The sequence below is a fragment of the Aliikangiella maris genome (assembly GCF_040719265.1).
GTDB lineage: Bacteria > Pseudomonadota > Gammaproteobacteria > Enterobacterales > Kangiellaceae > Aliikangiella > Aliikangiella maris.
This window is the reverse complement of record NZ_JBFDAH010000013.1, coordinates 59,064-74,266: the sequence shown is the minus strand read 5'-3', so window position 1 is coordinate 74,266 and position 15,203 is coordinate 59,064. Positions and strand designations below refer to the sequence as shown.

Here is a 15,203-nt window from a genome sequence, read left to right as displayed (position 1 = left end):
CCTGCTCACCTATTAATTTACTTTGTTATTGATGATGCTGATGTTGCGAATTCATCGTTAAGTAAGCTGGTGTTAAATAAGGGCGGTAAGCATAATGATAAAGCTTGCGCGGACCATCACCTTCTTTAGCAAGCTTTTGCTGATCAATTGTTTCAAAAGTTTTTTGTAAAAATTGAGCGAAACCTGCTTGATGCCTTTCCATTTTAGATAAATGTTCTTTATAACCATCAAAATAGTCCGTGGTTAAAAAGTGTTTGAGTTTTAACATATCATCTGCATGGTGTTGCCACAAATAGACATGTGCCAAAAAACTCCATTGGTAAGTAAATTCAACACCATCAGCGTAGGCTGTTTTAAAAATCTGTTGAAGAGTTGGGCGTTTGTTCTCCGCTGTTTCTGCTAATAATCGCATTGCTCGCTCATTATATTCTCCCTGCTTAGAAATATATTCAGCCAGTCCTTCAGTCCACCAGACAATATGCGATTTAAAATGTCCAAAAGTATCGTATTTAACATAGCGACCATCAAGATAATGAATATATTCGTGACTTAAATTCCATACCACTAATTCAGGACGCAACCAATGAGCTTCATAAGAATAGAATGAAGGAATATTTTCTGGGTTTTGTGGTGTACCTTCAATATACATGCCGCCGTTGTTAGTGCCAATATCAAAAATTAACTGGCCATTGATATTGTACTGTGCGGGATGATCAAAAATAACAACTCTTAATAACTGATTAAAATCATTCGGAACTGGCTGACGATTGGTTTTTAAAGTTTGATGAAAAAAATCTTCTTTGTCTGTTAATTTACGACAGGTTGTTTTGAGATCTTTCTCAGTCATCGCTTGAGCACGAATAAAAATTGTTTCTGAACAAGTGTGTTTAATTGGTAAGGCTTCTTGTTCGGTTGGGTATAGACATTTATTATTTAAAAAACTATCTTTTTTTTCACATTCCGATTTGCCGCGATAAGTGTTGACTAAGTAAACTTGAGTGAAAAATGTTTTAGCAGTTAGTAAGCTGGTTGAGTCTTTTATTCCTTTGGCGACTTGCCAAGCGGTTTTATCCATTTTTTCTTTTGCTTTATCATCAATCACTCGATACGTTTGCGCTAAAATCCAAAAAATATTTTTCAATGGCCATTGATCTTTTTTTCGTATGATATTTTGACTATTGGCAAATGCTATGATGGTATTTGTTAGCGATTGATCATTCGCGAGTATTTTTTTCAAATCTTCAGTTTTTGCTCGTGAAGAAAAATAGGGTAAAAAACCAAAACTACGCAATGTCTCCCATAAGGTAAAATCAAACTGTTTGCTTTGCATATTTTGTTTAGATAAATGATTTAAGAGTCGATTTAAATGATCAATATGTGGTTGAAAGCGAGCTTGCATTCTCTCTTCGGGATAGTAGCGATATAAACTGACAACATAGTGTTCATTTATACGCAATGCTGCATCGTTAGCGGCATGAAAATCCGGCATATTGGCTACCGCAAGTAAAGCTTCATCTAGTGCCTGCCAGTCTGCGGCTTGCAATGTATCGATGGGACCAAAGTAGCTGTAGGCTCTTAGGTAATAAAGCAAATGATCCAAATTTGGATTGTCAATTTTGTCATTTTGAGCGAAATAAATAATTGCTTTGCTAACATCTTGCAAACGAGCTTTTGCGGCATGATTAAACGCTGGTTGCCAATAATCGAGCTGACTGCTGAGTAATGAGGTAACATTTTCAGTAAAATCTTTTGAATCGTTAAAATACTTGAGTGAAACCTTTTTTACGGGCTTAACTGACTCATCTGCAACTTCCTTGTTTAATTTATTTTGGTTAACCTGTGTTTGTTGAGTGTTTTCTTTTACCTCAGATTTATCTGTACTAACTTCTTGTGATCTGACTTCTTGCAATCTGAGTCGAGTAACTGAATCTTGCGCCTGATCATCACAGGCAACAAGAAGCGTTAGCAATAATAAAACCAAGAATACTTGGTGATAATTCATAGATGTGATCTCCCGTTAATTTTATTATTCAATCTTTGCTAGTTGTTATGTTGCCATGAAAAACAGGACTAATTCTACCAACTTGAATAATTAAGATGATAATTATGAAGAATATAAAATTATCAACATTCAATTTTGAGAATGTGTATAAGGTTGTTTTTAATGAATAGTTTTTCGTAAAACCTTGTTATTAATTAATTGAAGAAAAGATTTAATTTTGAAAATAAGGAATTTTTTTAAGTTATTTGTTACATTGAACGAAAGGATTTAAAAGCTTAAGTGGATTGCTCGAATTAACAATAGTCCATTGTCTGTTATTTGGCTGACTCAATTGAAAGACATCCGTGAAGTTGGTTGACAGATGTTATTGTTGAGTTACTTTATGCAGAAGTATGTTAATTGATCTCGCGTAATCTTACTTCAATTGTTCGGCTGGATTGGAGAGGTGTGCCCAAATTGCATTGACCTTGGCTGATTATTTGAAAATAATTAATGCCGTTAATTGTAATGGCATTGCAGGTTGTATTAGCTTGGCAACCATTTAACCCCGAAGTATTAAAACTAAAATTCTGATTGCTGCATGCGCCACTACCACCTGCGACCGGAAAAATTTGTAGTGCTTGTAATTGAGCACCTGATTCCGCGGCAAAGAAGGCTCGAGTTGCAATGACTTGTTGGGCATTCGTCATCACAGATTGTGAGTTAAGTCGCACCAGACCTGCTGCTAGTAAGCTGATAATTACAATAGTAAATAATAGGAAAGTCATACTAAAGCCATAAGTAAGTTTTCTATCAGCAAATTTTGATAATGCTGCTTTATGAGCAATATATAAATTAGGAGTCTGATGATGATTAAGGCACATTGCGAATATGTACCTCGTGAAAAACATCGAAAGATTCTGCATTGCCATTCAGGTTACGTCCTCGATTTTGCAAACGAAAGTTCATTTGTAAAAGTGCTGCTCGGCTGAGTGTTCCTGGTTGATAATTAAATACTGTTCCGTTAACGGTAATGTTTTCTGCAATTAGTTCACTATTGGCCGACGTTGGTGGGGTTGGTTGACTAGCCGCCAAGGCGTAATTGCTGTATCGAGTAAGTTGTCCGTTTGTGTTATTTAAGCAAAATGAAACCGGCGAGTTTAACAAATAGAAACGATTTTGCGGTGAGCGACGATTAAATATTGTTGGTCCAGCCAGATTAATGGTTACTTGGTTCCCATTATCGACAATCGATGCGATATTTGCCAGCACACCATTATTACTATAAAGATCATTTGTATCGATTGGCATAATCGCTGCCAACAGGTCGGGCGAAAAACTGATATCGTATTTTACCGCATCAAAACTGGTAATACTGCCATTTGCCGGTAAGTTCAAATAGGTTGAAGCATTAACGATATTCATTATTTCAACACAATGAAGGTTGCCACTACTATTCACTCTGACACTCTGTGGAAGCGCTTCTCTGACTTCGCGAGCAATTCTTTCTGTTAGCCATTTGGCTGACTGGCTGAAACGATTACGGTCTTTGGCATCGATATAACCAAACACTGAGTATTGAATCAAACTGGAAAAAGAGACGGCTAAAATACCAATTAATACAATGACGATAATCAGTTCCATTAACGAAAACCCCGTCATTTGTACCGACTTTTTCACTAAAAATTCCCTTTGTAATCAGCAAAAACGTATTGGTCTTTTTCGGGCGAGGTAACTGTCAGTTGGATGCGTTTAATATCCTGCACTGATAATCCGAAATCATTCCCTGCATAACTAACGCTAATACTTACCGCAAAACCATTAAAGCCTGCGCGAATATTACCTAATGCATCACGTGGTGGACTTTCGTTCAGTCCTTCATAATCATCAATATCATTAAATTGTGCGCGGCTTTCACCTTCATTACCAAGACTGCTGCTACAACTGGGAGCTGAGGGTGAATTGCATGGGCTGGCATTGCCAGCAGGTGAAAAATGGTCGAACTTTTTAAGACTGATTTCTTCCAAATAGGCTTGAGCCAGTTGTGCTGCTTTGACCTGAATAACTGGAGAAACACTGCGCAATTGGCTTTGGGCATAAATGGCATAAAAAATTACCATGGTAATTGATGTTAAAACGATTGTAATAATCAGTTCAATTAACGAATAACCGGATTGTTTATATTTTCTTATTGGGTTAATAATGTTTAGCATGGTCCAAATAATTTAATTAACATCGTTCAATATAACCTGATGAACGAAAACAAATTTGTATGGTTTGATTTAGTTGTACGTTGAGTGTGGTCGCCGTTGTTTCACCCAGACTATTAAAGCTGATACTGCCATTGGGTGAGAGCGTGACTTGTGAACCAAAGTTAATAGGAAAACTGATATTGCCAACAGCAAAGGGCGAACCGTCGGCCGTTAAATTAATGCTATTTGACTGAATTAACAAGGCAAAAGTACGGGTGTTATCATTCATACTCAATTGTTGTGAGAGTCGGGCAGATGAAATAATTTGCTCAACGATGGTGTCTAACTGATAACTGCTGCTGGAATCGGAGCGGGTAATAATATAAACCGAAACAATTGCTACCAGTACAATAACAATAATCAGCTCTAAAAGTGTAAAAGCCGCCAGTTTGGGTGGCGGCCTGTTTATTGACATTTCAAATTAGTGGTATAAATCTAATCTAACAACCGTCGGTGGTTGGTACGATAGTCGGGGGCGTTGTTGCGTTAGCCGCAGCAGTATAAACAACCTGGCAATTGGTTCGTCCATTGTAAGAGTAAGTCCCGGTGCCGTTGTGAGTTATTGATGGTGCGCCGTCGATATCGACAATTGCCCCAATACCTGCTGCTGTTGCAGTAGGGTAACCAAAATTAATCGTAACAGTCCCGGTTGGTATTGTTACGGTTGGTGGAGGTGTTTCAGAAGAGGCGAGCGCCTCGGTGCCATCAATCAGAGACTTTGAATAGACCAACGTAGCCGCAGAACGTATTGAGCCTTCAACTCCTCGAATAACGGATACACGCGCATCTGATTGCAAATCAACAAATTTGGGCACGGCAATTGCTGCCATAATGCCAAGTATGACAATGACAACAATTAATTCGATAAGAGTAAACCCTTGATTATTCGACATTAACTTTTTCACTTTAAAATTCCCCGTTTAAACTGGCTCACTGGTGAGCTGTAATACAATATCTTATTGAAGTGTAGTAAAAACCAATAGTTTTTCCATAAAAATTAGTCTGTTAAGGTGGCTAATGTAACTTTTCCCACTATCGCATCATAGGATATTTGTGAGTTGTTAGCGGTATGACTACCTATAATACATTGATTATTTGAAGACAGTCTGACCCAATATTCCGTATCAGTTGGAGTAATCGATAGATTCGGTTTTAATGGACCTAAAACACTATCCCAAATGTCGATACAGTCCTGGACTGATAAAGGCGTTTGTTGATCGGCTGAATAACGTTTTATGGCAATTGGAAATCCGTGTTGATTAAAGTGAAGTAACCCAATTGATTGTTTAATCAGATTTTCACCTGTGGAGCTTTTTGTTACCCCATTTTTTTTTGCTAAATCATCCTTCGCCAAAAAATGATAATGAGCCAATCTAATTCCACTCTTAAACGCAGCATAATTTAATTGAAATGTCTGCTGGTGTAAATTGTTAATTACATTCGGGTCACTAAACTTTAAAAAATACCAGCTTACCGGCACCAAAATACCCACAATACCCATATAAAAATAAATGCTTTTACGATTCGTTGAAAGTAAAACACTAGCCATTTTTTGCCTGAGAGGTTAATTGCCACATAGGTAAATAAACTGCAAGCATTAAAATAAGTACAATGATGCCAATAAAAACAATCAAGATCGGTTCGATGTTATCTGATAATTTTTTCAAATCATAATCGACTTGTTCTTCATAAAATAACGCCACTTGATCAAGCATTTCATCGAGTTGCCCAGTTTCTTCACCAACTGCAATCATTTGTAAAACTAATGGTGAAAATAATTCGGTACGACTGGCCACCAGTAAAATTGATTCGCCTCTTTCAACACCGGTACGCATGGCTCTAACATGTTCTGCAACCCAGTCATTGTCAACCACTTCGGCAACAATGTTTAACGCATTGATTAAGGGCACACCTGAACTGATCATCATGCCAAAAGTACGCGAAAATCTTGCTAATAAGGCGCGATAAATTATGCTACCCACAATAGGAAACCGTAGCTTCTTACGATCCCACCAATATTTTCCTTTAGCTGTTTTGATATAGCGTAAAAAACTCACAGCAGCGACAATACTCCCCACTAAAAGAATTAGCCAATAGTTAATAAAAAACTCACTGGTTGTCATTAAAATCCGCGTTGGTAAAGGAAGCTCTCCCGCATCAAATGCCGCAAATAATTTGGTAAACTGTGGCATGACAAAAATATTAATAATGACAATTGCGGCAAGAATAGCTAGCGAAACAAACATTGGATAACGCATCGCACTTTTAATACGATTGCGAGTTTTATATTCTAACTCGAGATATTCGGCTATCTGTTTAAATGACTCTTCCAGTTTTCCTGAATTTTCACCAACATGAATTAAACTGATATAGATCGAAGAAAAAATATGAGGATGTCTGGCAAACGCAGTTGCCAGATTATTACCCGCATTTAAATCTGTATTGATTGCTTCAAGGGCTTCTCTTAGCGCTGGCGAATTGGTCGTTTCTAATAATCCAGCAATCGCACGAGTTAAGGGAATACCTGCGCGAGTTAAACTGAACATTTGCCGGCTAAACATAACCAAATCTTGCAGCTTGACACGTTTAGGGATGAGTAAGCGCGATATATCGGCGTCTAATAAATTCGTTTTTTGTTCGACTTCTTTTATCGAAATAGGAATATTGCCGCGTGAAATCAAACGATCGGCTGCTGCTTCGCTGCTGGTGGCGTCGATCGTTCCTTTGACTGAGTCGCCGGATGAAGTACGTGCTAAATATTCAAAAACTGGCAAAATTTTACTCCACTTCCTCAATTGATTCGCAAACCCGTAAAACTTCTTCTACTGTTGTTATGCCATCGAGAGCAAGGTGGATCGCTGAACGACTTAAAGGCGTATAAAACTCAGATTGCTTGACTAATTGGCTAAAGGCCGAATAATCTTTTTTACGAATGGCTTCAAGCATTTTGTTATTTGGCAGTAATATTTCGAATATTGCTGCACGTCCCTGATAACCCGTATTATGACATTGTAAGCAACCACGACCTATATGCCAGTGAGTATTATCGTCTATCTCTTTGCTTTCTTTTTTTAACCAAAGTATTTCATTCTTGTTAGGTTGGTAAGTCTCTTTGCAAAAACTGCATATTCTTCTGACAAGCCTTTGGGCAATAACACCGCGTAAGCCAGAGGCCAGTAAATAAGGCTCTGCACCCATATCGGCTAGTCGAATAGCTGCTGAAATGGTATCGTTAGTATGTAATGTTGATAACACTAAATGTCCGGTCACCGCTGCACGTAAACCAATTTCCGCGGTTTCCTGATCTCGCATTTCGCCAACTAATAAAATGTCGGGGTCTTGGCGAAGTACCGTTCGCAGTACTCTGGCAAAAGTCAGTCCTATTTTATTGTTAACTTGCACCTGGTTAACCCGAGATAGTTTATATTCCACCGGATCTTCAATAGTAATTATTTTCTTCTCTGGCGCATTGAGTTCAGAAAGTGCCGCATAAAGTGTTGTCGTTTTGCCGCTCCCGGTTGGGCCTGTAACCAAAATTAATCCATGTGGAAATGCTAAGAGCTGGCGAATTTCGCGCAAAACTTTGGGTTCGATACCGGTTTGTTCAAGCTTGAGTAAACCAGAACTTTGATCAAGTAATCGCATTACAACCGATTCGCCATGCTGTATCGGCATGGTCGACAATCGAATGTCCACTTCATGGCCTCGGGCGCGAATACGAAATCGGCCATCTTGGGGAATTCGCTTCTCAGAGATATCTAACCCACACATTAATTTGAGTCGTAAAACCAGTGCGGGAACAATACGGGTTTCCTTGATGATTTGCTCTTGTAATTGACCATCTACACGCATTCTTACTCGCAGTACAGTTGCATCTGGTTCAATATGAATATCCGAGGCTTTCATTTGTATCGCTTGGTCAAACAAGGTTTGCAGGAGCTTAGCCACAGGCGCATCTTCGTTTGAAACATTTTCATTTAAACCGGGTAAGTCAAAACTGTCTTCACTGAGTTCGCCTTCCAGTTCTTCTGCCAGTGTCGAAATTTCATTGTCGGTCCGGTAAAGATTATCAATGTTTGCCAGAATTTCTGACTCTATCGCTACACATAACTTGATGGGTTTATCGAGTTTTTCCTGGAGTTGATCGAACTTATCCAAATCCGTTGGATCTGCCATTGCAACCAGATATTCCATTTCTTTTTCATCGATGATTAAGGCTCTGAATCGTCTGGCATTCATTTCAGACAATTTTTTAACTGCTTGCGTATTAATTTTAAAGCGGACCAAATCGATAAATTCAATTTGCAATTGCTCGGCTAACAAAATCAATAGTTGCTTTTCATCGACATAGCCCAAACTTACTAATAATTTACCCAGGCGGCGGCGGTTAGACTTTTGCTCTTGAAGGGCGTCATTTAATTGCTTTTCAGTAATGACTTTTTTTTCTACTAGTAAATCGCCCAACCGGACTCGTTTTAATAGCATGACTAACTCCGGTAGCTGATAATTTTATTTTCAGCAAATTGCTGTTGGCGTGGTGACAATCGCTTGTCGGTTAATGCATTTTGAAAACTTTGTTTGGCTTGTAAAAATTGTCCGAGCGCATCAAATGAAATGCCAATCGCCAGATAAATATCACCCCGTCTGGGTTGTTCACGTAATATCAAGTTGTAATCAGCGATAGCCTGATTATGTTTAGCTAGCTTTTGGCGTGTTAATGCGCGCATTTGTAAAAGCTCAGAACGATTTTGCATGGTTTGCATATTAACCAATAGATAACTTTCTGCCTGTGAAAATAGTTTTTTTTCAAAAAAATACTTCGCTGCTATTAAACGATAACGACTGCTTTGTGGAAACTTTTTAAGTGTTTGTTCGAGTAATGTCGGCATGTCACAAGCCGTGTTTTTCTGACAAAGAGCCAATAAGTATTGTCTGGCGGGATGAAAATCTGGACTACTATTAAGCAGCTTTAATAAGGCATTAAAGGTTAATGCAAAACCTTGGTTTGAGAAGTCAGTTTTGATTTGTGCCAGTTCTTTTTTTAATTGTGTTGTTTGTGATTCGACTTTAACTGCAGGTGGTAGCGGGTTACGCATTAACTCTGTTTTAACCGAATTTCCATTGTTTGAATTTGTCATTGTCGGCGACTGTTTTTGCAATTGATTAGTCGTTGAGGTTGTTTTTTTTGCTTCTGAGTGATGTGTCTTTTCAATAATAATAGGTGTTGTATTCGATGGCATTGTTTGTAACGCGTTTAAGTCAGTCATTGGCGTGTTATTAGTGTCTGGCTCAACAAACGTTTTAGTTGTTACTTTTTGATGAGTTGAGTTTGATGAGTTGATAGCTTCTTCAGACAATATGTTTTCAGATTGTATCGTGCTCTTTGCCGTATAATTGTCAGCATAAAAGTTTGCAGGTAATGGTTGGCTGATGGCTTTAGCTTGTTGTACTGTGTTGCTTAGATTGAAACTAAAAATGATCACACTCGTGGCAACACAAATAAATAGTAATAACAGTAACGGCCAATAATCTCTTTTGCTGGCTGCCACGGTTTCAAATTTCAGCGAATTTTGTGGCACTGGATTATTTTCAAGATCGCGAAGTACTTGATTAATGAGACTCATCAAAACCCCCAAAAGGCCATTGAAGAGCCACTGATCATTAATGCCAGCAAAGCCAATACAAGGGAGAGATTATTTTGGATTAGTGTATTGACCGATTCGGTATCTTTTGCTGCACGCAAGAGATTAACAGCACTAATCGATTGCTTATTTTGGCCAAATCCCAGTAACAGTGCTTTATGACATAAGATATTAATTAACCGTGGTACGCCTTTAGAATAATGAAAAACTAATTGGTTTGCCAGCCATGAATACTGAGTTTTATTATTACCAACATGATTTAATCGGTTGTTTACATATTGCCGTGTTTGCTGCACATTAAGCGGTTTTAAACAATAGCTAAATACAATGCGTTGTTTAATTTGTCTTAATTCAGGAAGCTTAAGTAATTCGTCAAGCTCGGGTTGTCCAAACAAGACGATCTGTAGTAATTTGTGTTGTTCAGTTTCCAGATTGGTAAACAGCCGAAGCGTTTCAATTCCTTCCGAGGTCAGTTGTTGTGCTTCATCAATAACGAGTACTACAGGGCCATGAGTTCGATTCAGTTCAATCAGTTTGTTTTGAATTTTTTGAGTCAGCTGATCTTCGCGACAATTATTGGTAATACGTAATCCCAGTTCTTTACCCAAGGCAAATTTTAATTCACGAGCTGAAAGTTTTGGGTAAGGTATATAGGCAATTTTTCTGTCAGTCAGCAAACGATTGATGAGCAGACGACATAACATGGTTTTCCCAATTCCTACCTCGCCTACAACTTTAATCAATCCTTCACCACTATTGAGTGCAAAGTGCAGCACATTGATAGCTTCCTGATAAGTTGGCAGCGGACAAAAAAGCTCGGTATCTGGCGTTAGACCAAATGGCAGTTTTTTCATTGAAAAGCGGTACAGGTACATAATGAAATCATGATTCCCAGTTTAGTTTTCAAATCGCTTTTTGATTCGGCTTATTTCGTCAAAATTAAATTGTTTATCTACCAGGCTGGCTTTAAGTAAAATAACCAACTCACTTTTTACAACGGATTCGCGGTTTTGTTTAAATAGCTCACCTAACATGGGGATATCAGATAATAGCGGCGTTGCGGTCACTTTATTCTGTACTTGGTTTTGCATCAGTCCACCAATAACAATGACTTGTTGATTTGAGGTTCTGACAATGCTGTCTGATTCACGTATATTGGTGAGCGCTAGAGGCAGCGTAAATTGGTCTTGCCCAAGGGTCAGAGTTTTTTTCTGGTCATTGACCTCACTGACTACAGGATGAATATGTAAAACTATATCACCTTGACGATTAATTTGTGGTGTTACATCAAGCGAAATTCCAGAGAAAAAAGGCGTTAATGTGACATCTGGTGTAGTGGCGGTACTGGTGCCGGTTACGGTAGTTGTCGAAACATCGGTGACAAAAAACTCATCACTTCCCACTTTAATTACGGCTTTTTGATTATTGACGGTCGACACCCTTGGTGAAGACAGAATTTGCACATCGCCCTGGGTTTTTAATAAATCGATGGCTGTTTGAAATGATGTCGCTTGATACAGCAATGAAAAAATTCCATTCATGGGAAATTCACTGGCTTCGGTTTGTACGACTTGACCTGACTGAGTAATTTTAAGGCTGGCGCCATCATTGACGGTATTCATTTGAGTCCAGTCAATGCCGGATTGAAAACTGTCTGACAAAACCACTTCAATTATTTTTGCTTCTAAGATAACCTGTCGATCCAAGTTAGCTTGAGTGATTCCTAGATACTCTTCAACCAGCCGCTGTGTTTTTGGTAGTGCGCGTACCACGACAATGCCGGCGTGGGGAGAAACCACCACATTGGCTTTTTCTTCATCTTTGACAATAAGCTGCAAGCTATTTTGTAGTTCCTGCCAAAAATTAGCCTTAGTTTCCGTTGTAATTTCGCTCGAATTTAACAGCGCGGTACTGCTATCACTGTTATTGCTACGATTGCCGCTTGAACTTTGATTGCTATCATTTTTTCCACCAGAAACCGTTTGTCCGGCAATACTGGTGCGAGAGATACCTTGCCGTGATAAATTCAAATAATCTACGGGATAAACTGACGTCATGGTTTCAGCTGAGGACACGTAGAGCATGGTTTGATCTTTTTCAATAATCAGTGGATAAATTCTTTCTACCGCTCTGAGTACTTCCAGTACTGTGACATTATTCAGTTGCAAAGTAATTTTTTCATTGATGTCGGGACTGACAATTAAATTGTATGGCGTGCCATCAACCAGGCCGAGTAAAAAACTGCGTGCATCGATGTTTTTAACGGATACATCGAAGCGATCTTCCTCGGGTTCGAGACTTTCCTGTGTAACTTCGGGTAACAGGCTATTTAATATTTCCTGATGCGAAACAGGCGGTGCTGCCTGAGCACGTTGCTCTTGTTGTATTTGAGTGATGGTATCTTTTGCCAGCGTATTTTTTTCTTGTTGAGCGGGCTGAAATGTTTCACAGCCGGCCAAAATGCAACTGGTTAGAGCGAGTGTGTAGATAGTCGTTTTAAATGGATATTTAGTCATGGCTTTTTAATTTTTTCATATAAATTCAGCGAGTAAAGGCCTTTGGAAGAGCGCAGTGTTACTCGATGTGTAGTGATGCTGACGATTTTGTCACCCCGATATCGATCACCTTTCTGATAAGTTTTTTCGTCGATAATGGCAAAATATTGGTTGTTACGATAAAAAATTGCAGTCAGTAGTTGTTTACTGGGTTGAGTATTCAGCGATTGACTCTGATTGATGGGTGGCTTATTTATAATCAATGGACGAGTTGGGTCATTGGCATAAACGCCACTCAGCCAGCAACTCAATATGATGACCAGTAAATATTTAACCACCTATCCATTTCCTGTCTAAGTTTAACGTAGATAATTCCAGTTTAATGATCGAATTCGGATAATTATCAACTAAATATTCAATTCGTTCAAAAGTGACTTTTTTATCCATATTTTCCAGTTGAAATAAAAATTGCTGAGTGTCCTTAAAGTTTCCTGTAAAAGTTAAACTAAAAGGATGAATAAACATTTGTACCTGATTTTGTTGATTCGATTGGTTATTGTTTACTGATACATTTTGCGTCGAGGTATTTTTATTAGCCGTAGTTTGTGTTGATTCAAATAGCGCTATTGGTGCATGTTTTTCAATTGAAATCAGCTTTAGTCGTTGAGACTGACTTAATATTTCTTTCAGTAATTGTGGCACTGCGTTTGGTCTGACTAAACTAATTGCACGTTGTTCTAGGGATTGTTTAACTGAGTCAATCTGGCCGTTAATTGTATCTAGCTCTTTACGCTTTGGATCGTTTTGTTGATTATAAATACCGGCACTTATTTCAATTTGATTTTGATTGAACTGGGCAATTTGTTGATCAATTTGCTGATTACTTTGCGTTAATTGCTTCGATTTTGAACTGTTGTCGGCAAACCAGAGTAAGTCAAAAGTTAAATAGACTAACAAAAGTGCAGACAGCGAAATCAACAGTCGCATCCTGACTGGTTGCTGGTCAAATTGGTGTGAGAGTCCAATCAGCTTATCCTTCACTGGCAATTCTCCCATTGAGCAGCGCAAAATTAATAATTTGTGTATTATTTTGATCACGCTGAACTTTTAGTTCATCAAACTGCCTTTTTAAAGCGGGAGCCGTTTTTAATTGGTCAATGTACTTAGGTATCGAAATTGATTCGGTAGAACTGCCTTCCAGCGACAGATTATTTTTCTCAATTGAAATTTTTGTTAGCCAAACGCCCGCATCCTTTTGTTCGGCTAATTGACTGAAAACATCACTGTATAATACCAACTGGGTTTGTGCAGGATTGCCTACCTGATTGAGGATCTGACGATACCGTATTAACAATTCTTTTTGGTTGGCTATCTGTGAGTCAAGAGATTGAAGCGTCTGTTTTTGATTTAACTGCTTTTGTAATTGAATGGTTTCCGCTTGTATTTTGTCGAGTTGCTGTTTTTTGAGCTGATTGATTGCTGTTAATTGATTTAACTGAGACGACTGAATAAAGCCAATAATTGACATTGACAGAATTGATACGCCTAATAATATGGCCGCAAATTGGGTATCAAAACTCAGCGGTTTAGGGCGATATTCGGCAAAATAAAAATTAATCGTTTGCATGGTTAGTCTCCTTGCCGAAACAAACACCCAGACTCCGCCAGACTGGGTAGTGGCCATTCGGGGTTGGATTGGGTAATTTCAGGTGAGACCAGAATCACTTCTACTTCAGTGATTTGCTTTAAAATATCTGCCAGATAATTGTCTTCGCTGGCTGTCGGATGGAATAATATAGCGTCAATTGGGCGCCTGAAAATCTGGCTGACGACATAATCGAGTGTACGCTGTGCTTCGAGTAAAAAGCTTTCCTCGAGTGTTTCTTTTTCTTCTTCCAAACTGAATTCTTCCAAAAGTGTATTAGGCAGATGTTTACCTTTTTTATAGCGACTAAATGCCAAGGCGTGTCCAAGATAAAAACTGAACATTAACCCGCCTTTATCTTCACCAATATAACCAACAACTTTTTCTTCGGCAAGATAAGGTTGCAGGGCATGTCCCATAGTTAACTCTTCAATATCAATCACTTCAAGAATCAGGTTTGCATCACTGGTTAATTCGATTAAAGCCTCAATTAATGCTTTTTCGACAACAACAGCAACGAGTTGAGACCTCTGTTCCTCGGGGAACTCGGGTTGGTAATGGCTTACTAACATATCGCTAAGCGGTTGTTCGATCAAATCTTTAATTTGCCAGCGAATGGCTTCTGACATTTCTTTGGTTTCAACATTAGGCGGATCAATTTGAAAAGTTTGATAAAGCTCACGGTTTAATACCCAGCGGCAGGGTAATCCTTTTAACTGACTTTTTCTAATCCAACGGGTGAATTGTTTTTGAAGCGCTTCAATTGATTCATATTCAAACTCACCAAATGCCAGTTGTTGCAGTTGATTATCCTGGTTTTTCAAATGATGAATACGATATGATTGCTGTGTTATTGTCACAACAACATACTCAAGCGCTTTGTTTTTAGAGAAAAGCTTCACAGTGATTTCGTTAAGTAAGTCTAAAAGTTATAAAAAAATGTATTTTACAGAATAATATGAAAAATAGGTTCTTTATTGATAAAATTTACGGTTAATTGTACTCAGTTTTAAGCCGCTACTTGCATTAATTTAGCCTAATTAAAAGTGTAGTAAATAATTAGAAAAAAGCAGTAAATATTTGAATTAATAGTATTTTACAGAATTTCAGTAGGTATTTTGTAGCAGAGAGTTCTTGTCCGTAACAACCATATTTATTAGAAATATAAAAAAATGAGATTCTAATTGG

16 protein-coding genes are annotated in these 15,203 nt (G+C 38.3%); all 16 read right to left on the bottom strand.

Features of this window, described 5'->3' with window-relative positions:
- Positions 1-25: 25 nt before the first annotated feature.
- The 16 genes from ABVT42_RS13170 to ABVT42_RS13095 all read right to left on the bottom strand — a co-directional run bounded on the left by ABVT42_RS13170 (position 26) and on the right by ABVT42_RS13095 (position 14,917).
- Positions 26-2,002 carry a collagenase gene (locus tag ABVT42_RS13170; RefSeq protein ID WP_353896283.1) on the bottom strand — a complete coding sequence of 659 codons (1,977 nt, stop codon included), beginning with the start codon at positions 2,000-2,002 and terminating at the stop codon, positions 26-28.
- Positions 2,003-2,397: 395 nt separating this feature from the next.
- Positions 2,398-2,865 (bottom strand): hypothetical protein, encoded by a 468-nt coding sequence (locus ABVT42_RS13165; protein WP_353896282.1) that lies wholly within the window; start codon positions 2,863-2,865, stop codon positions 2,398-2,400.
- Positions 2,855-3,661, bottom strand: coding sequence for a prepilin-type N-terminal cleavage/methylation domain-containing protein (locus ABVT42_RS13160; protein ID WP_353896281.1), 807 nt, complete (start codon positions 3,659-3,661; stop codon positions 2,855-2,857). Before ABVT42_RS13160 ends, ABVT42_RS13165 begins: the two co-directional genes overlap by 11 nt.
- Entirely contained in the window at positions 3,661-4,194 is a 534-nt protein-coding gene (locus ABVT42_RS13155) for a type IV pilus modification PilV family protein (RefSeq protein WP_353896280.1), read from the bottom strand. The genes ABVT42_RS13160 and ABVT42_RS13155 overlap by 1 nt, the downstream gene beginning before the upstream one ends.
- Positions 4,195-4,210: 16 nt before the next feature.
- Complete coding sequence (locus ABVT42_RS13150) at positions 4,211-4,648, bottom strand: prepilin-type N-terminal cleavage/methylation domain-containing protein (protein WP_353896279.1); 438 nt, start codon at positions 4,646-4,648, stop codon at positions 4,211-4,213.
- A 25-nt stretch (positions 4,649-4,673) separates the two neighbouring features.
- Complete coding sequence (locus ABVT42_RS13145; protein WP_353896278.1) at positions 4,674-5,138, bottom strand: prepilin-type N-terminal cleavage/methylation domain-containing protein; 465 nt, start codon at positions 5,136-5,138, stop codon at positions 4,674-4,676.
- Between the two features lie 92 nt (positions 5,139-5,230).
- Positions 5,231-5,782 carry a hypothetical protein gene (locus ABVT42_RS13140; protein WP_353896277.1) on the bottom strand — a complete coding sequence of 184 codons (552 nt, stop codon included), beginning with the start codon at positions 5,780-5,782 and terminating at the stop codon, positions 5,231-5,233.
- Complete coding sequence (locus tag ABVT42_RS13135) at positions 5,775-7,007, bottom strand: type II secretion system F family protein (RefSeq protein WP_353896276.1); 1,233 nt, start codon at positions 7,005-7,007, stop codon at positions 5,775-5,777. The genes ABVT42_RS13140 and ABVT42_RS13135 overlap by 8 nt, the downstream gene beginning before the upstream one ends.
- A 4-nt stretch (positions 7,008-7,011) precedes the next feature.
- A complete protein-coding gene (locus ABVT42_RS13130; RefSeq protein ID WP_353896275.1) occupies positions 7,012-8,718 on the bottom strand; it encodes a GspE/PulE family protein in 1,707 nt (568 codons plus the stop codon).
- 2 nt (positions 8,719-8,720) lie between these two features.
- A complete protein-coding gene (locus ABVT42_RS13125; RefSeq protein WP_353896274.1) occupies positions 8,721-9,857 on the bottom strand; it encodes a tetratricopeptide repeat protein in 1,137 nt (378 codons plus the stop codon).
- Entirely contained in the window at positions 9,857-10,750 is an 894-nt protein-coding gene (locus ABVT42_RS13120; protein WP_353896273.1) for an ExeA family protein, read from the bottom strand. The genes ABVT42_RS13125 and ABVT42_RS13120 overlap by 1 nt, the downstream gene beginning before the upstream one ends.
- 21 nt (positions 10,751-10,771) lie before the next feature.
- Positions 10,772-12,391, bottom strand: a complete 1,620-nt coding sequence (gene mshL, locus ABVT42_RS13115; RefSeq protein WP_353896272.1) for a pilus (MSHA type) biogenesis protein MshL — start codon at positions 12,389-12,391, stop codon at positions 10,772-10,774.
- Entirely contained in the window at positions 12,388-12,708 is a 321-nt protein-coding gene (locus ABVT42_RS13110) for a hypothetical protein (RefSeq protein ID WP_353896271.1), read from the bottom strand. The genes mshL and ABVT42_RS13110 overlap by 4 nt, the downstream gene beginning before the upstream one ends.
- Entirely contained in the window at positions 12,701-13,411 is a 711-nt protein-coding gene (locus tag ABVT42_RS13105; RefSeq protein ID WP_353896270.1) for a hypothetical protein, read from the bottom strand. Before ABVT42_RS13105 ends, ABVT42_RS13110 begins: the two co-directional genes overlap by 8 nt.
- Positions 13,401-13,997, bottom strand: a complete 597-nt coding sequence (locus ABVT42_RS13100; protein WP_353896269.1) for a PilN domain-containing protein — start codon at positions 13,995-13,997, stop codon at positions 13,401-13,403. Before ABVT42_RS13100 ends, ABVT42_RS13105 begins: the two co-directional genes overlap by 11 nt.
- Positions 13,998-13,999: 2 nt before the next feature.
- A complete protein-coding gene (locus ABVT42_RS13095; protein WP_353896268.1) occupies positions 14,000-14,917 on the bottom strand; it encodes a hypothetical protein in 918 nt (305 codons plus the stop codon).
- Between the last annotated feature and the right edge of the window lie 286 nt (positions 14,918-15,203).